The organism is Proteus sp. G2300 (assembly GCF_009915965.1).
In the GTDB taxonomy this organism is placed as follows: domain Bacteria; phylum Pseudomonadota; class Gammaproteobacteria; order Enterobacterales; family Enterobacteriaceae; genus Proteus; species Proteus vulgaris.
This window is the reverse complement of record NZ_JAABNK010000025.1, coordinates 447001-462725: the sequence shown is the minus strand read 5'-3', so window position 1 is coordinate 462725 and position 15725 is coordinate 447001. Positions and strand designations below refer to the sequence as shown.

Here is a 15725-nt window from a genome sequence, read left to right as displayed (position 1 = left end):
TGGATCCATTTATCATTGTCTTCTTCTGATTTTTCTTCTTTTTTCCCTTCAATCAATAAACGACTTCCTTTTAATGAAACCGATAAGTCATCTTCTTGATATCCAGGCACACTCACTGTCAGTTCATAATGGTTATCATCAATCTGTTTCAGGTTATAGGTCTGAATTGGTGATGCAATAGGCTTACTACCTGTTAACTGACTAAACAGGCGATCTATCTGATCAAAGCGGTTTGACAGTAGGTTGTCAGATAATGCTGGGAATAATGAAAAAGGTTTAATGTTAGGCATATAACTCCTCCTTCAGTATTTAGTGAATTATGGGCGGTATCTTATTTGCCCAAAATATAAATATGAACGAACAAAAATTTTTCAAGCCCTAAAAACTCATTTTTTTATCTTTAACCAACCAATATGAGATTGCAGATAGCAAAAAACCCCGCCGAAGCGAGGTTTTATATATTCAACTATTTAATGCTTAACTCATTTGAGCTGTCATCACACTTTTGCAAAAGATACATTTTGCGCCGTGTGGATTGTTCACTGTGACATCAAATTGTGATGTTCTATATTGTGAACCACTACAACAAGGGCATTTAAAATAGAGGCGAATAGTAATAGCGCCTTTAGAGAGCCACCACGTTGCCTGCTGCTGGGCCTTTCATACCATTTTCCATGGTGAATGAAACTTGTTGGCCTTCCGCTAATGTTTTGAAGCTATCACTTTGGATTGCAGAGAAATGTACGAAGACATCTTTGCTGCCATCAGCTGGAGTAATAAAACCAAAACCTTTACCTTCATCGAACCATTTTACTGTACCAGTCATTGTATTAGACATAGAATTTCCTTTAATTGATTTAATTTGCCATAAGGCATATGCGGTTTGTTTTGTATTTTTACTTATGGGAATTAATTAGAAGGAATTCACAATGAAGAGGTATCGAGGATAACGCTAAACGGGAACAACTTTAAACTTACTAACATAAATAGGTCTGTACTTCCAAACCAGTGACGCTATTAAGCCATAGAAAAATTCAGATAGCAAACTTTATTTTTTAGCGGTAAGTCTGCTCACGAATGTTTTTAAATCATAAAAACCCTATAAATTAACTAAGTCTCCAGTTGATGAAAAATTAAATATCATATTTTCATACTTAAGAATATATCGTTATAATCATTAAATAAGTATCAAAATTATGGATGGTATAAAATTAAAAACTATCAATCATACGAAAAATTATTTTTTATTTTTCTCTCTAAAATAAAAATTTTTCCATTTAAGTTGTTTTTTTCTTTTTTACATTGTTCATAAGACTTTGATAGCTCTCTTACTTCATGGTCTTTGACTAAAAAGTTTTGGATGAGAATATCTTGTTTTATTTTAGAAAGAATCTCAGTATTTACTCCAATAAATTTTCTTTTATCCACATATTTAATTAGTAAGCAACCATCATTATCTGTCGTAATATCATAAAGAACCCTATTTTCGTCTTTAAAGTTATCCTTTATATACCAGTAAAATTGAGAAAATTTTAATGTAATAGATTGAATGTCTCTTCTTCTTTCTTTAAACGACTTTTCACCATAGAATTTATAAATTAGATTAATACCATTAATAGGATTAATAACATTAAATATAGGATTCAACACATTTTTTTCGAAGACAATATTACCCGGAAAGATTTTATAAATATCCTTATTATACTTATAGCATTGACAGTTAGGTAAAATATCAATCAGTTTTATCATTATATGATGTCATTATTAAACTTAATATTAATGGTGTCTTTCATCTTTACTTTCATCTTTAACTTCACCTTTCTTTTTATTCATTGAATTAAATTCAGTTATATAGCTATCAAACCAATCTGCTACTCTGAATACCGCAAAAACAGCGGCTAAAGTACAAAAAATTGAATAAATAAATATGAAATAACCGAAAAAACTCAATAAAAGTAACGCTTCCTTGCAAAATATTTTAGGAAGAATTACTCCATATGTTTTAGCCAACAATGCAATAAGAATTGCTAATATTTGCAAAAATATAAAATGAACAAATGCTGTACATGCTTCCATATATGGTGATGGTTTACTACCTTCACTACCTCCAGCTATAAGTTTCTTAAAACCATCATCACCTACAGCAAGTAAGATTGCTAATCCCCCAAGGGAAAAACCAAGTAGATTAGGAAGTAATGATAAAACATCTCCCCACCACCCTGATTTAGACCAAGCGGGATATAATATGCAAGCAACAAGAAACGCTACGTAAAAGTAACTACTTTTAAATAGCGCAGTAAAGCCACCATAGACTGACCAATATTTTTTTATAATATCTATCATTTAGTTAGCCATTGCCTAAAATCATTATAAATTGATTTTGCTTTCCTTAAAAGAACATCCATAGGTAACGTGTCATCTGGATCATAAATCTCATATCTTTTTAATGGCTTATCAGAACTAGATAATTCTTCTGAAAAACCTTCATAATCTTGTCTTTTAATAGTTACTTTACCATTACGAGATGCAATTAAAGCTTCCATTTTTAATTTTTGATCGGGAGCAATATCATGATTACTATCTGACTTTAAAATTTTTTCTTCTTCTATCACATTGATTTTTTTAAGCCTTTCCTTAAACTCTTGCTCAGCATTTGCTAAATCATCAGGGTTAGGTCTACGAGTAACCAAAGTTATTTTTTTTATTCCTTTTAAAGATAACATACGTTCAACTTCATTAGGTTCTGTAAGGCTTGTAACATTAACGACCCCATATTTCTTAACAATTTTTTCATTGGAAAATAATAAATTAAAAAACTTCTCTATTTGTAAGTGAGAAAGATTTTTATTATTATAACGAGCCTCATACACTAATAAGTGTGCTTTAGGAAGAAAAACGAATGAAAACTTTGAAACATTTGGCTTAAGATTTTCAGGTATAAATATACTATCTTTTTCTTCTTCTGTTGCTAATTCATTGGTAGTAATACTGTACCAATCACTATCTTTATTGATATCCATATATTTTAAAATCTCACCTTCATACGGATCTACATCAGATGTGCTACCAATTGTTTTTGAGAAAAATTTTAATAAAGCGTAAATATCTCCCCCCAAATTCACAGTTTTATGTAATCTAAAAGTATCTTTAAATAGCTCAACATATTTTTGTGGAGAATGAGGATGAATAGTTATATTTAATGCACCACATTCAAGCTTTTTATTTCTAGCCATACAGACCTGTTCCTTTAGAATAATTTTCTTATATAGCAACAATACTAGATCAATATTCAGTTCATAAGGGAAATGGTATAAACATAATGATAAGCAGGTCACAGGATTAAAGTAAATTAACTTGATAAAACAAGGTAAATAAAAAGTATTTATGTGATTGAAAATTTATTTAGCAAAAAACAGATCATTATAAAATTGCATCCAATTTCTACGTCATGTTCTTTCACTGAGTTATGGCAATAACTTGATAATTGGCTACTATGGTGCGTTCTGGTGAAGACATTTTTTATACTCTCTCTGCACAATAAAAACAATCTTTGGACATAGATATACCTTTAATTTAGTTTACCTCTCACCCAACGATTTTATCGTAACCAGTGTAAGTGGAACATAATTCACCTACCAATTATCAATTATTTTTTTACTTGAATACATGATATGTAAAACATATTTTAAACACAATATATTGTGCTTTGTAATTACGCAAGACTATAAATGTGGTGTTTTCTAATTATTTTATCCATGTCTAATTTTACGTTATCAACCGATAAACACCCTTCAATAAATCCTTCCGCTGTCTGCAATCGCTTAGCTACTTCATTATGAGAAATACCGAGTTTTGAAGCCATTGAGCGTAAAGGATAATTCTTCACATAGTACATAATAACCAACTGAAACAAGTAACTATTATTTACCTTTAAATGTAATACCGCTTTATTTATTTTTAAGCCATCATCATCTGAACATTGCTCTCGGCTTCGTCTTGAGCTTGGAATTAATCCTTTAAAACCTGCGGCAATTGATGAGTAATCGATACTATTTCCCTCATTAGCTGACCACGCACCCCAACGTGATAAAACTTCCTGCATATCTCTCATACTTAGACTCCCCGTGCCGTATACACGTTAAACCAATGCTCCCATTCCTAATGAACGGTTTAAAAAAGAAAATAACAATTCGATTTGATTGCCGTAAGTGGCTTCCCACAATTTGGGATCACGATGCAACTCATCATGATGTTGCCGACATAATGGAATAGTGAATAAGTCATGAGCTTTCGTTCCCATGCCTCCCATACCATGGCCGATGATATGATGTGGATCATCAGCTTGTTGTCCGCAAACACAACAAGGCTGTGTTTTTATCCATTGAATCCATTGAGAATTCTCCCAACGACGCATTTTAGGTTTAAGAAGAAATGAGGCTGGAGGTTCAGGATCGACAGTCACATTAATAACGGGTTTTATGGCATCTAAACGCGCATTCATTGCTGATAGCGCTGTTACTTCATTGGGAACAATATCAGCTTCAGGAAAACCGCCATGCACCCTGCGCTCTTTAGGTTTATCAGACCAATTTAGAATACGACGTAATATAGCATCAGGTAGTTCATCAACCAGTTTATGCATTACGGCAAAAGCAAAAAAGTCAGGTATCGTCAGCGAATGGCTATCATCTAATCTCAAACGACTGCGAATAGTGTCTATCATCCAAGCAATACGATTTTTATATGCTAATTCAGCAACCCACCCCGCCGATGAATTACGAATATGATTATCATGATACCAACAAGTCCGTATCACACCGTCTTTATGCCATGTGGTTGTTAATTCATGATGATGATAACTGTCATGCTCATCGTTAATCTGGCAACAATGAATATTTCTGCCTATCCACATATTCATCGATGACAGCCCACCCATAGCTTGGATCACTTTTTCATTATTTAAAAAGCCAATAATGTCCTTGTTATTCAATAATGGCTGTTCGTTCCCTGTTAATGCACCAGAAGGCCATTTATTTAAACTCTTTGGTACATCACTAATAATCACACGAGAATGTTGTTTAAGTTGCGCAAGCAACTCCGCTTCAGGCTTCAATAAAACAACACCAAGATCGGGCTGAATATAGGGTGTTAATAATAATTTCATGCACTCACCTGTTTATTCAGCATCACCATACGGATCAATTCATCCGTTTTACTTTCAAAGAAATGGGGTTGAGTTTCACGAGGATTATTAGGGCTGGTCATGTTCTTCCCAAACTGACAACCTCGAGCAGTCACAGACCAGAACTCTTTTATTTTATTAGCAGTTTTCGTACTTGGACGAGATAAACGTTCAACAATGCCGAGATCTGCCAACCGCTTATAAGCTTGTTGCGCTGAAATAGGTAATTGATGTTTTCTAATCAGTGTTGATAAAGCTACTGTTGGACGACTTGAACCATCCATTGATCCGCTTGGCGCATCAATCGCATACACAGGGGCTAATTCGGGTAAGCCTGCCATGGCTTGTAATTTTTGATACGCCCCTAATTTTGAAGAGTTTGAGAAATTCAGGCTTTTAGCCATCGATTCAAGCAATATGACTCCAGCTTGAACTTTATCGGCTAACTTTTCGCCGTGTTGCTGTGTTATCAATGCATCAAAAGTACGGATCACTTTTAAATGAAATGACGGGCTTATCCACATTGCATAGGCATACACTAATTCTTTGCAAACATATGTTCCTTGGTTAAGCCCTCCAACAATGGTCACAATGGGAACCGCTCCTGTGATCTCAGGAGCGGTTGAAATTTCATCAACCAACTCTTTAGTTTGAGTCAAAACACTCCAATTCGACGGTTGATGCCGTTTTTCACCACCTGAGACTCGATGAAGATCATTTAAACAATAACGCCCTGCGGTATCTCGACGAATTTGAACACCATCAATAACAATTAGTCCATTCATGTTATTTTTCTCCACTCTCGTTTATAGCAAAACTTCCTGAGCAACTTGTTCCGCGACTTGTTGCCAAATACCTCGCCACGCAGCTAAACCTGCAACCTCATTCATTCGGCCTAGACCATTTTTCTTTGCCTGAATAGCGGCTAATTCTTGGATTTTATTTTTAGGTTTCCAACCTGTACCCCAGATAAGCCGAAATGTTTCATCACGCTCTACGGAATCGATTGTGATTTTTTTCTTACCCGCCAAACGTAAGGTTAAATCATCCCATTGAGCCCTGAGTGTACGAGGACACTGAACATTCTTTTTCCAAAAATTATCTTGCGTAATTCGTTTATAGAACTGACAAATTTCTTTGTGAGTATGCCCATCAATCGTTGTCATTAAGCGAATATCATTAGCCCAATCAGTGAAATTTGGCTCTTTAGGCGTTTTTAATCCCATCTCTTGAAACACTTCGCATTTACGACTGAATAGCCATTTAGCGCACTTCAAATCGTCAGCGGAGCCCCATTTTTGAAAATTGGCGCTGTAAATCACAGCTTCAGGATAACGAGTTAAAAAATCATTTTTGGGCTGGTCGCTGGATTCGCCAGAATTCTGCGACGAAGAATAATTTATTGATGGATCATATTTTGAAGTTACTGATGGATCGCCCTCAGGAGCTGACGGGTCAAAATCCCTGTTTTTGCTCGATTCTGAGGGAACAGAATTTGATGCGACAAATTTTGATGGGTCAGATCCTGATGCGTCAGATTTTGTTGGTTGAGAAAGCGCTTTCTTGGCTGATTGGTATAGTTTTTCTACATTCAGCTGATAAATATTGCTTGCGTTACGATTGCCTTTTCTACGCTTTTCACTGGTTAACCACCCTTCTTTTTCCAACTGTTTTATTGCTGTGCGCACCGTGCTTTCACCCGCACCAATTTGACGAGCAATCGTCACAACAGAAGGCCAACAAATACCTTCATCATTAGAAAAATCAGCTAATCTTGCCATGATAGCGACTGATGTGAGTTTTAAACCTGCATGGGCGCAACCATCCCAAACATAACTAGATAATTTAACACTCATAAAAGGCCTCACTTAACTCGGGTATATCTCTCTTTAAATCTTTGAACTGGCTCGCATTGTTCGTATTCACAACCATCAATCATAAAAATAACGCGCTGTTTTTCTCGATCATAACGAATGACATGAACAAGGAGCCCTCGAGGATTTCTGTAATAGCGATCCAGACGATTAGGATCTTCATTTCGCATTGCATTTTCCTCCACTCAAGAAATAGAAATCAGCCCATGACTTTTTCAGTGTCCTCTTATCTACCAAATCGATATTTTTTCGGTAGTTGTGTGATCGATTGTCACTCGGTATGCTTTCTACATAGCGAAATGTTCCCTCTTTAGTTAAGGGTAAACAGCGAAATTGCTTTTTAGGTATTAGATGCGCTAATCTACTCATGCTTATTTCTCTTCACATCATTGAAATTGGCAACCGAAGCCAGAGGCCGTATACCTTTGGCTTCACCCTTTCTTAGTCGCTTCCTGTTTTTCACCGTATAACACTTTCAGTGAATCCAAGAACCCAATTGCATATGCAAAAACTTTTCCTGCTTTTCGATAAATACGCCCTATTTCTTCATCCGTTAAAACACCATCAACAAGACTTTCTTGAATTAAAACGGCGAGTGATCCTTGCATAGCCGCCAATGTCATTCGCATATCAAATAGCTCTACTTGGTCTATCTTTTCTGCTTCTATTTTTGGTAATGCACTCATGCCATGACGTTCTAGGTGATATTCCACCAGCAACTTAGTGCCCGAAATGTCTTCCATCGCTTCTTGTTCATCAATATCAAAGAAACGACAGCCATTTTTTTCATATAACTTGTTATTAAACGTATCGAGTGACATGCCTAAAGCCCCTGCCATAGCAGAACGTCCACCCGGCAGTGCTTTGCACATTTCTTTAATAACTTCTTTAATTGAATGTTTACTCATATCTACCTGCTCTATCTTTTATTGGTAGTTAATTGCCTTATGCTGTTTTGGTATTTTTTCTATAAAGTTCAGGGTTATATTTAAGTTTTCCCTTGGTGATTTTTTCTATTTCATACGCCCTTACTTTAGGAATGATATATCCCCAACCACACACCGAAGGATGTTTAATACCGAGGGCTTTTGCTGTTTTACACGTACCACCAAAAAACGTGATTACATCTTTTTTCTTCATTTGTAATCCTTTGGTAAGTGAATAATTCACACGCATACAATGTAGGATATCTTACATTTAAATGTCAAGATTCTTACATTTGGAATGTGGTAGGCTTTCCTACATGAAAGAAATGAGCGAACGAATTAAACAAAGACGCCTTGAGCTGAAAATGACACAGCAGGCTCTAGCCAAAAAAGCTGGAGTCAATCGTGTGACTGTTACTGGTTGGGAAAAAGGTGACTATCAACCCAATGGCGCTAATCTTCAAGCATTAGCGAGTGCTCTTGAAACAAGCCCTATTTGGCTTGTTGATGGAAAAGAAGATCCTATTTCTAATGTTTCGTTTTTAAAATTTAATAGATCTAGTGGTGAATACCCTTTAATTAGCTGGGTAAGCGCTGGGAATTGGTCTGAGGCCGTAGAGCCATATCATAGAAAATCAATCGATACATGGTATGAGACAACTGTGCATTGTTCCGAAGAATCATTTTGGCTAGAAGTAAAAGGAGATTCTATGACCTCTCCTTCTGGACTAAGTATTCCTGAAGGGATGATTATATTAGTAGATCCCGCAGTAGAGGTTGTTAGTGGCAAGCTAGTTGTCGCTAAATTAGAATCTGAAAATGAAGTTACATTTAAGCAGTACATTGTAGATGCAGGCAACCATTACTTAAAACCATTAAACCCTCAATACCGCTTAATACCAATCAATGGAAATTGTAAAATTGTGGGTGTTGTTGTGGATGCCAAAATAGCTCATTTACCATAATTTCCTATCTCATTGATAAAAGGATCCTCTTCGGAGGATTTTTTATTACCATCACATACCAATGTAAGTTTTCCTACAAAAACACTTGACACACCAATGTTGGTTATCCTACATTTTAAGTGTGCGGTGTAGGATGAGTTACATTATGATTAATATCTAATTCAATTATGTGTGTGAAAACACTTAATAAAAATTTTCATGTGAAGAGAAATAGTTTCTGTCTGTTGGGAAACAGCAGAAACCGCCACAACTTGAGGTAAACAATAATCAAGTTCAATAATTGAAACATAAAAAATAAGTCTTTATTTACCATTAACCAACATCAGGGAAATTTAATCTCGATTAATTCGAGAGGGATCTTTATTACTTAAATTATGTGGAGAGAATAATGTCTTATATTGCAACTGCAACAAATAAGCACTTCTATTACCTCGATGTACGGATCGAGGATATAGATATTCAAGACATCGCGATAGGTTTAGCTAATGAATGTCGCTTTAATGGACAAATTGATAATTTCTATTCTGTTGCTCAACACTCAGTATATGTCAGCTATTTAGTTGCTCCTGAATATGCTTTAGAAGCCTTACTTCATGATGCCAGTGAGGCCTATGTAAAAGATCTGCCATCACCGCTTAAAAAGCTATTACCTGAATATAAGGAGATAGAAAAAAGAATTGATACTGTTATTCGTCAAAAATATAACTTGCCACCCGTTATGTCGGACGCTGTGCATTTAGCCGACTTAATGATGTTAGCAACTGAAAAACGAGATTTAGATATTGATGTGGGTAGCAATTGGCTAATGCTTGAAGGTATTCCTACAAGTGATTTTATTGTTAATCCATTAACTTCACTACAAGCCAAAGTTTTATTTTTACGTAGATTTAATGAATTAAGTAAAAGGAGCTAAATAAACAGTTCTAAAAAGTTTAAATAAATACCACCAGCATAATTAACGTCTATTTAAACTGTATACGGCAGTATGGAGAGAAAATATGTCAAGAATGGTGACTCTTGAAGCGTGGGCAAGGTTGGAATTTGGAGATGCCTCTCCTTGCATGACGGTATTACAAAAATACGCAAAGAATAACCTTATTGCACCACCTGCAATGAAAGTTGGCCGCAAGTGGATGGTCGATAGAGAAGCTCGTTATGTGGGCTATCTGTCTCTCCCTCAAATTCCTACTAAATCAACGGAACGACTTAAGAGGATAATTACCGATGGCTGCCCGACCACGAACCCATAAAATTATCATCCCTAATCTATATCGAAAGCTAGATAAACGTAACGGCAAAATTTATTGGCAATATAAACATCCCATCACCGGTAAATTTCATAGCTTAGGCACCGACGAGCAAGAAGCGAGAGAAACTGCCATTCAGGCCAATACAATTATTGCTGAACAACATACTCGACAGTTATTAAGTATTAATGAACGGTTATCAAAAATTAAGACAAGCAAGTCTGAAATATCTGTCGATATATGGATGGATAAATATTTAGATATTCAAAAAGAAAGATTAGATATCGGTGAATTAAAAATTAATTCTTATCGACAAAAAATGAAACCTATTAATTTATTCCGTCAGTATTGTGGTACGAAAATATTAAAAGAGATAACCGCTTTAGACATCGCTGAAATAATAGATTCCATCAAAGTATTAGGACATTCAAGAATGGCTCAGGTCGTTCGCATGGTGCTTATTGATGTATTTAAGGAAGCTCAACATGCTGGCTATGTTCCGCCTGGTTACAATCCCGCGAAAGCAACTAAACAACCACGGAATAGAGTGAAAAGAGAACGCATGACATTGGACGAATGGCGCACTATTTACCAGCAAGCTAAAAACCACCCTCCTTACCTGCAATGTGGCATGTTATTGGCTTTAACCACAGGTCAGCGGATCGGTGATATCTGTAAAATGAAATTCTCTGATATTTGGGATGACATGTTACACATACAGCAAGAGAAAACGGGGAGTAAGTTAGCCATCCCTCTTTCGCTAAAATGTGAGGCTATCAACCTCTCCTTAAGGGATGTTGTTGCTCAATGTCGTGACGCGGTTGTAAGTAAATATCTCGTGCATTATCGGCATACCACCGCACAAGCAAAACGAGGCGAGCAAGTCACACCAAATACATTAACCACAACATTTAAAAAGGCGCGAGATAAATGTGGGTTAACTTGGGAAAAAGGTACGGCACCTACTTTCCATGAACAGCGATCTTTATCTGAGCGACTTTATCGAGAACAAGGAATTAATACACAAAAATTATTAGGGCATAAAACACAAAATATGACTGATAAATACCACGACGATAGAGGAAAAGAATGGCAAATTATTGCTGTTTAATTGAACAGTTTTGGGGAAGAGTTTTGGGGATATTTTGGGGAAGAATTTTATAGTACAAAAAATAAACGGGAACTAATAAGCTCCCGTTAACTATTTATCAAATCAACAATTACATGTGTTTGATAATCGCGTCACCAAACTCGCTACATTTCAGTAGTTTAGCGCCTTCTAACTGACGTTCGAAATCATAAGTTACGGTCTTAGCGGCAATCGCGCCTTCCATACCTTTAATGATTAAGTCAGCAGCTTCTGTCCAACCCATGTGGCGTAACATCATTTCCGCGGAAAGAATAATTGAGCCAGGGTTAACTTTATCTTGTCCTGCATACTTAGGTGCTGTACCGTGTGTTGCTTCGAATAAAGCACACTCATCACCAATATTTGCGCCAGGTGCAATACCGATACCTCCAACTTGAGCCGCTAATGCATCGGAAATATAGTCACCATTAAGGTTCATACATGCGATTACATCATACTCTGCTGGACGTAACAGAATCTGTTGCAAGAATGCGTCAGCGATAACGTCTTTAACGATGATCTCTTTACCTGATTTTGGATTTTTGATTTTAACCCAAGGGCCACCATCTAATAATTCACCACCAAACTCTTCGCGTGCTAATTCATAACCCCAGTCTTTAAAGGCACCTTCGGTAAATTTCATAATATTACCTTTGTGTACCAGCGTGACTGAATCTCGGTCATTATCAATCGCGTATTCAATCGCTGCACGAACTAAGCGCTTAGTCCCTTCTTCTGAACAAGGTTTGATACCAATACCACAATCTTGAGGGAAGCGGATTTTGGTAACACCCATTTCATTTTGCAAGAATTTAATGACTTTATCTGCTTCTGCTGAGCCAGCTTTCCACTCAATACCCGCATAAATATCTTCTGAGTTTTCACGGAAGATAACCATATCAGTCAGTTCAGGGTGTTTAACTGGGCTTGGAGTACCTTTGTAGTAACGTACTGGGCGTAGGCAAATATAGAGGTCAAGTTGTTGGCGTAATGCAACGTTTAATGAACGGATACCACCGCCAACTGGGGTAGTCAGAGGACCTTTAATAGAAACACGATATTCACGGATAAGATCTAAGGTTTCTTCTGGTAACCAAACATCTTTACCATACACCTGCGTAGATTTTTCACCGGTGTAGACTTCCATCCATTCAATCTTACGTTCTTTGCCATAAGCTTTCTCAACGGCTGCATCAACAACTTTTAACATTGCTGGCGTGACATCGATACCGATACCGTCCCCTTCAATATAAGGGATAACCGGATTATTGGGAACAACAAGCTTACCTTTAGCATCTAGTGTAATTTTAGCGCCATTAGCCGGAACAACTACTTTGCTTTCCATTTACCTCTCCTTTCATGTAAGCGCACGCTTTGTTAATTTTTTGTAAGAGACCTGTCAATACTACTTGATTATTCAGCTAACGCCAATCGCTTCTCTTTTAAGGTATAATCAATCTCCCATTTTTTACAAAAATTAGCTATGACAAATCAATTTAAAAGCTCGATTAAAACAAGAAAACATCATGCCCCTTCAACACAAAGAAAACCAGCACGCCTAAGAGGTGAGCGTAAAGTGGTTATCTTTAATAAACCCTTTGATGTGCTAGTCCAATTTACTGATGAAAGTGGTAGAAAAACACTAAAAGATTTTATTCCTATTCGTGATATTTATGCTGCAGGGCGTCTAGATAGAGATAGCGAAGGGCTTTTAGTCTTAACAAATGATGGGAAGTTACAAGCAAAATTAACGCAACCGGGTAAAAAAACAGGAAAAATCTACTATGCTCAGGTAGAAGGCGTTCCTTGTACAACAGCATTACAACAATTTCGAGAAGGATTAGACCTTAAAGATGGCAAAACACTACCTGCACAAGTCGAAATAGTTGAACAACCCGAATGGCTATGGGAGAGAAATCCACCGATTAGAGAACGCCAAACTATTCCGACAACTTGGCTAAAAATCACCTTATTTGAAGGTAAAAATCGTCAAGTGAGACGAATGACGGCTCATATTGGTTACCCTACATTACGCTTGATCCGCTTTAGTATGGGAAATATTACGCTGGATAATCTATTACCTGGTGAATGGAAGGAGATTGATTTTGTTTAAACCTCATGTGACTGTCGCATGTATTGTTCATGCAAAAAATAAATTTCTGGTTGTTGAAGAAACCGTTAATGGCAAAGCAACATGGAATCAACCTGCTGGCCACCTTGAAGCTGATGAAACACTTATTCAAGCTGTTCAACGTGAGTTATGGGAAGAAACAGGATTAACACTTCCTGTTCAATATTTCCTTAAATTACATCAATGGATTGCCCCTGATAAAACGCCTTTTTTACGGTTCCTCTTTTTAATTGAGGCTCAAGAACAAGTTGAAACTCACCCTAATGATAGCGATATCAATTGTTGTCATTGGGTTAGCGCAGATGACATTATTCAAAGCCAGCAATTACGTTCACCTTTAGTGAGAGAAAGCCTGTTATGTTATCAACAAGGTGAACTCTACCCTCTTTCTATTTTAAGTGGCTTTGGTGCACCCTTTAATTAAATAACAGAAAATGGGAAAACAAAGCATCAAAAACAGAGCAACACTTGATGCACCTGTGTCAGTGATATGGTAAAGTATGGCGCTTATTTTTCCGCAGTGAGATCCAGTCATGTCAGATAACAGCCAAAAAAAAGTCATCGTGGGAATGTCCGGTGGCGTAGATTCATCCGTCTCAGCCTATCTTCTTAAGGAACAGGGATATCAGGTCGTTGGTCTGTTTATGAAGAACTGGGAAGAAGACGACGATACAGAATATTGCTCAGCATCAGCGGATCTTGCTGATGCACAAGCCGTGTGCGATAAGCTTGGTATCGAGCTTTACACCATCAATTTTGCTGCTGAATATTGGGATAATGTTTTTGAACATTTTTTATCTGAATATAAAGCAGGCCGCACTCCAAACCCCGATATTCTGTGCAATAAAGAAATAAAATTTAAAGCATTTTTAGAATATGCGGCAGAAGATTTAGGTGCTGATTATATCGCAACAGGCCACTATGTTCGCCGTCGTGATATCAATGGCAAAAGCCAATTACTTCGTGGCGTCGATAATAACAAAGACCAGAGCTATTTCTTATACACATTAAGTCACGAGCAAATCGCACAAAGTCTTTTCCCTGTTGGTGAGATGGAAAAGCCTGAAGTTAGAAAAATCGCTGAAAAACTTGAATTAGCAACAGCGAAGAAAAAAGACTCAACGGGTATTTGTTTTATTGGTGAGCGTAAATTTACCGATTTCTTATCACGTTACCTCCCGGCTAAACCTGGCCCTATCATCACAGTTGATGGTGAAACTATTGGTGAACACCAAGGATTGATGTATCACACATTAGGTCAACGTAAAGGTTTAGGTATCGGTGGAACAAAAGACGGTGGCGATGATCCTTGGTATGTTGTTGATAAAGATGTTGAAAACAACATTCTTGTTGTGGCACAAGGTCATGAACACCCAAGATTAATGTCTGTCGGCTTAATTGCTCAACAATTACATTGGGTATCAAGAGAGCCAATGACTGGGGCGTTTCGCTGTACTGTTAAAACACGATATCGCCAACCTGATATTGCGTGTACAGTAACGCCATTAAGTGAAGATAAAATTGAAGTCCGCTTTGATTATCCCGTTGCTGCTGTAACGCCGGGACAATCAGCCGTCTTTTATCAAGACGAAGTCTGTTTAGGTGGCGGGATCATTGAAACACGTATTCAGGAGTAGATGTGGCTAAAGATTTTCGTGATATAACACTTGCATTGGCAGGCATCTGCCAAGCAAGTCGTCTCGTTCAACAAATTGCTTACCAAGGTAGTGCGAACGAAAATGATGTTGAAGTGATGGTTAACAGTATTTTTAATCTCAATCCCACATCAACACTTGATGTTTATGGTAATCAAATTAGCCATTTAAAATTAGGCTTTCAAACACTGAAAGCTATTCATCAGGCAGTAAGAAGAGAAAAATTAACGCTAGAGTTGATGACTTATCAACAAGGTTTAATCAACTTAGAACGCTTAATCGGACGAAATGATGATTATAGTTCACGTTTATCACAAAAAATTTCTCAATTAGAGCGTCAAAAAAGCTATTTTGAACCTATGTCCGAAGGTGTATTTAATGCACTCGCTGGCGTTTATGTTGATGCGGTTAGTCCTGTAGGCCCTCGCATTCAAGTTCATGGCTCTATCGAACTGTTAAAAAACCCAATTATTCAAGCTAAAGTTAGAGCGTTATTATTAACGGGTATTCGTAGTGCCGTGCTCTGGCGTCAAGTGGGTGGTCGTCGCTTTGATTTTTTATTACATCAAAAGACAATTATCCGACAAGCTGATGATTTTCTCGCTCAATGTTAATA

Annotated in this window: 22 protein-coding genes; 8 read left to right on the top strand and 14 right to left on the bottom strand. The window is 36.9% G+C overall.

Features of this window, described 5'->3' with window-relative positions; genetic code table 11:
• From GWI97_RS18135 to GWI97_RS18075, 13 genes are all read right to left on the bottom strand, one after another.
• Positions 1-290, bottom strand: a 290-nt coding sequence (locus GWI97_RS18135) for an Hsp20 family protein (protein ID WP_161681312.1), incomplete at its 3' end; no start/stop codon positions are given.
• A gap of 187 nt (positions 291-477) precedes the next feature.
• Entirely contained in the window at positions 478-618 is a 141-nt protein-coding gene (gene ymcF / locus GWI97_RS18450; protein ID WP_418312483.1) for a cold shock small protein YmcF, read from the bottom strand.
• 7 nt (positions 619-625) lie between these two features.
• Entirely contained in the window at positions 626-838 is a 213-nt protein-coding gene (cspE, locus tag GWI97_RS18130) for a transcription antiterminator/RNA stability regulator CspE (protein ID WP_004244726.1), read from the bottom strand.
• A gap of 383 nt (positions 839-1221) precedes the next feature.
• Entirely contained in the window at positions 1222-1749 is a 528-nt protein-coding gene (locus GWI97_RS18125) for a hypothetical protein (RefSeq protein ID WP_161752170.1), read from the bottom strand.
• 27 nt (positions 1750-1776) lie between these two features.
• Positions 1777-2343, bottom strand: a complete 567-nt coding sequence (locus GWI97_RS18120; RefSeq protein WP_196576472.1) for a hypothetical protein — start codon at positions 2341-2343, stop codon at positions 1777-1779.
• Positions 2340-3233, bottom strand: coding sequence for a DUF4747 family protein (locus GWI97_RS18115; protein ID WP_161752169.1), 894 nt, complete (start codon positions 3231-3233; stop codon positions 2340-2342). Before GWI97_RS18115 ends, GWI97_RS18120 begins: the two co-directional genes overlap by 4 nt.
• A 479-nt stretch (positions 3234-3712) precedes the next feature.
• Positions 3713-4111, bottom strand: coding sequence for an antiterminator Q family protein (locus GWI97_RS18110; RefSeq protein WP_049219743.1), 399 nt, complete (start codon positions 4109-4111; stop codon positions 3713-3715).
• 27 nt (positions 4112-4138) lie between these two features.
• Positions 4139-5164, bottom strand: coding sequence for a DUF968 domain-containing protein (locus tag GWI97_RS18105; RefSeq protein WP_161752168.1), 1026 nt, complete (start codon positions 5162-5164; stop codon positions 4139-4141).
• The gene (locus GWI97_RS18100) at positions 5161-5967 is read right to left on the bottom strand and encodes a KilA-N domain-containing protein (RefSeq protein WP_161752167.1); all 807 of its coding nucleotides are present in this window, start codon (positions 5965-5967) and stop codon (positions 5161-5163) included. Before GWI97_RS18100 ends, GWI97_RS18105 begins: the two co-directional genes overlap by 4 nt.
• Before the next feature lie 21 nt (positions 5968-5988).
• Complete coding sequence (locus GWI97_RS18445) at positions 5989-7038, bottom strand: helix-turn-helix domain-containing protein (RefSeq protein WP_237585403.1); 1050 nt, start codon at positions 7036-7038, stop codon at positions 5989-5991.
• An 8-nt stretch (positions 7039-7046) separates the two neighbouring features.
• Positions 7047-7226 carry a DUF4222 domain-containing protein gene (locus tag GWI97_RS18085; RefSeq protein ID WP_017628377.1) on the bottom strand — a complete coding sequence of 60 codons (180 nt, stop codon included), beginning with the start codon at positions 7224-7226 and terminating at the stop codon, positions 7047-7049.
• Between the two features lie 261 nt (positions 7227-7487).
• Positions 7488-7964: a YmfL family putative regulatory protein gene (locus tag GWI97_RS18080; protein ID WP_036976726.1), complete on the bottom strand. Its 477-nt coding sequence runs from the start codon at positions 7962-7964 to the stop codon at positions 7488-7490.
• A gap of 37 nt (positions 7965-8001) precedes the next feature.
• A complete protein-coding gene (locus tag GWI97_RS18075) occupies positions 8002-8196 on the bottom strand; it encodes a Cro/CI family transcriptional regulator (protein ID WP_049217157.1) in 195 nt (64 codons plus the stop codon).
• 112 nt (positions 8197-8308) lie between these two features.
• Between GWI97_RS18075 and GWI97_RS18070 the strand changes: the two genes are divergently transcribed.
• The 4 genes from GWI97_RS18070 to GWI97_RS18055 all read left to right on the top strand — a co-directional run bounded on the left by GWI97_RS18070 (position 8309) and on the right by GWI97_RS18055 (position 11305).
• Positions 8309-8947 (top strand): LexA family protein, encoded by a 639-nt coding sequence (locus tag GWI97_RS18070; RefSeq protein WP_373274641.1) that lies wholly within the window; start codon positions 8309-8311, stop codon positions 8945-8947.
• 388 nt (positions 8948-9335) lie between these two features.
• Positions 9336-9860 carry an HD family hydrolase gene (locus GWI97_RS18065; protein ID WP_161730033.1) on the top strand — a complete coding sequence of 175 codons (525 nt, stop codon included), beginning with the start codon at positions 9336-9338 and terminating at the stop codon, positions 9858-9860.
• 85 nt (positions 9861-9945) lie between these two features.
• Positions 9946-10197, top strand: a complete 252-nt coding sequence (locus GWI97_RS18060) for an excisionase (protein WP_017628380.1) — start codon at positions 9946-9948, stop codon at positions 10195-10197.
• Positions 10172-11305 carry a site-specific integrase gene (locus tag GWI97_RS18055; protein WP_161752166.1) on the top strand — a complete coding sequence of 378 codons (1134 nt, stop codon included), beginning with the start codon at positions 10172-10174 and terminating at the stop codon, positions 11303-11305. Before GWI97_RS18060 ends, GWI97_RS18055 begins: the two co-directional genes overlap by 26 nt.
• 109 nt (positions 11306-11414) lie before the next feature.
• Here the strand turns inward: GWI97_RS18055 and icd are convergent, their stop codons facing one another.
• The gene (gene icd, locus GWI97_RS18050) at positions 11415-12668 is read right to left on the bottom strand and encodes an NADP-dependent isocitrate dehydrogenase (RefSeq protein WP_036937671.1); all 1254 of its coding nucleotides are present in this window, start codon (positions 12666-12668) and stop codon (positions 11415-11417) included.
• Positions 12669-12806: 138 nt separating this feature from the next.
• On the opposite strand from icd, the gene rluE reads away from it, so the two are divergent.
• The 4 genes from rluE (at position 12807) to hflD (ending at position 15723) form a co-directional block, all read left to right on the top strand.
• The gene (rluE, locus tag GWI97_RS18045) at positions 12807-13436 is read left to right on the top strand and encodes a 23S rRNA pseudouridine(2457) synthase RluE (protein WP_036937674.1); all 630 of its coding nucleotides are present in this window, start codon (positions 12807-12809) and stop codon (positions 13434-13436) included.
• Positions 13429-13878 carry an NUDIX hydrolase gene (locus GWI97_RS18040; RefSeq protein ID WP_036937677.1) on the top strand — a complete coding sequence of 150 codons (450 nt, stop codon included), beginning with the start codon at positions 13429-13431 and terminating at the stop codon, positions 13876-13878. The genes rluE and GWI97_RS18040 overlap by 8 nt, the downstream gene beginning before the upstream one ends.
• Positions 13879-13987: 109 nt before the next feature.
• Positions 13988-15091 carry a tRNA 2-thiouridine(34) synthase MnmA gene (mnmA, locus tag GWI97_RS18035; protein WP_036937680.1) on the top strand — a complete coding sequence of 368 codons (1104 nt, stop codon included), beginning with the start codon at positions 13988-13990 and terminating at the stop codon, positions 15089-15091.
• Between the two features lie 2 nt (positions 15092-15093).
• Positions 15094-15723: a high frequency lysogenization protein HflD gene (gene hflD, locus GWI97_RS18030; protein ID WP_036937683.1), complete on the top strand. Its 630-nt coding sequence runs from the start codon at positions 15094-15096 to the stop codon at positions 15721-15723.
• Positions 15724-15725 lie beyond the last annotated feature (2 nt).

Coding starts and splice junctions, on each gene's coding strand:
- GWI97_RS18115 (WP_161752169.1), bottom strand. CDS start 3,233: ATGGCTAGAAATAAAAAGCTTGAATGTGGTGCATTAAATATAACTATT.
- icd (WP_036937671.1), bottom strand. CDS start 12,668: ATGGAAAGCAAAGTAGTTGTTCCGGCTAATGGCGCTAAAATTACACTA.
- GWI97_RS18110 (WP_049219743.1), bottom strand. CDS start 4,111: ATGAGAGATATGCAGGAAGTTTTATCACGTTGGGGTGCGTGGTCAGCT.
- GWI97_RS18100 (WP_161752167.1), bottom strand. CDS start 5,967: ATGAATGGACTAATTGTTATTGATGGTGTTCAAATTCGTCGAGATACC.
- GWI97_RS18125 (WP_161752170.1), bottom strand. CDS start 1,749: ATGATAAAACTGATTGATATTTTACCTAACTGTCAATGCTATAAGTAT.
- GWI97_RS18105 (WP_161752168.1), bottom strand. CDS start 5,164: ATGAAATTATTATTAACACCCTATATTCAGCCCGATCTTGGTGTTGTT.
- GWI97_RS18120 (WP_196576472.1), bottom strand. CDS start 2,343: ATGATAGATATTATAAAAAAATATTGGTCAGTCTATGGTGGCTTTACT.
- GWI97_RS18070 (WP_373274641.1), top strand. CDS start 8,309: ATGAGCGAACGAATTAAACAAAGACGCCTTGAGCTGAAAATGACACAG.
- GWI97_RS18065 (WP_161730033.1), top strand. CDS start 9,336: ATGTCTTATATTGCAACTGCAACAAATAAGCACTTCTATTACCTCGAT.
- rluE (WP_036937674.1), top strand. CDS start 12,807: ATGACAAATCAATTTAAAAGCTCGATTAAAACAAGAAAACATCATGCC.
- GWI97_RS18060 (WP_017628380.1), top strand. CDS start 9,946: ATGTCAAGAATGGTGACTCTTGAAGCGTGGGCAAGGTTGGAATTTGGA.
- mnmA (WP_036937680.1), top strand. CDS start 13,988: ATGTCAGATAACAGCCAAAAAAAAGTCATCGTGGGAATGTCCGGTGGC.
- GWI97_RS18085 (WP_017628377.1), bottom strand. CDS start 7,226: ATGCGAAATGAAGATCCTAATCGTCTGGATCGCTATTACAGAAATCCT.
- GWI97_RS18080 (WP_036976726.1), bottom strand. CDS start 7,964: ATGAGTAAACATTCAATTAAAGAAGTTATTAAAGAAATGTGCAAAGCA.
- GWI97_RS18445 (WP_237585403.1), bottom strand. CDS start 7,038: ATGAGTGTTAAATTATCTAGTTATGTTTGGGATGGTTGCGCCCATGCA.
- GWI97_RS18055 (WP_161752166.1), top strand. CDS start 10,172: ATGGCTGCCCGACCACGAACCCATAAAATTATCATCCCTAATCTATAT.
- GWI97_RS18075 (WP_049217157.1), bottom strand. CDS start 8,196: ATGAAGAAAAAAGATGTAATCACGTTTTTTGGTGGTACGTGTAAAACA.
- cspE (WP_004244726.1), bottom strand. CDS start 838: ATGTCTAATACAATGACTGGTACAGTAAAATGGTTCGATGAAGGTAAA.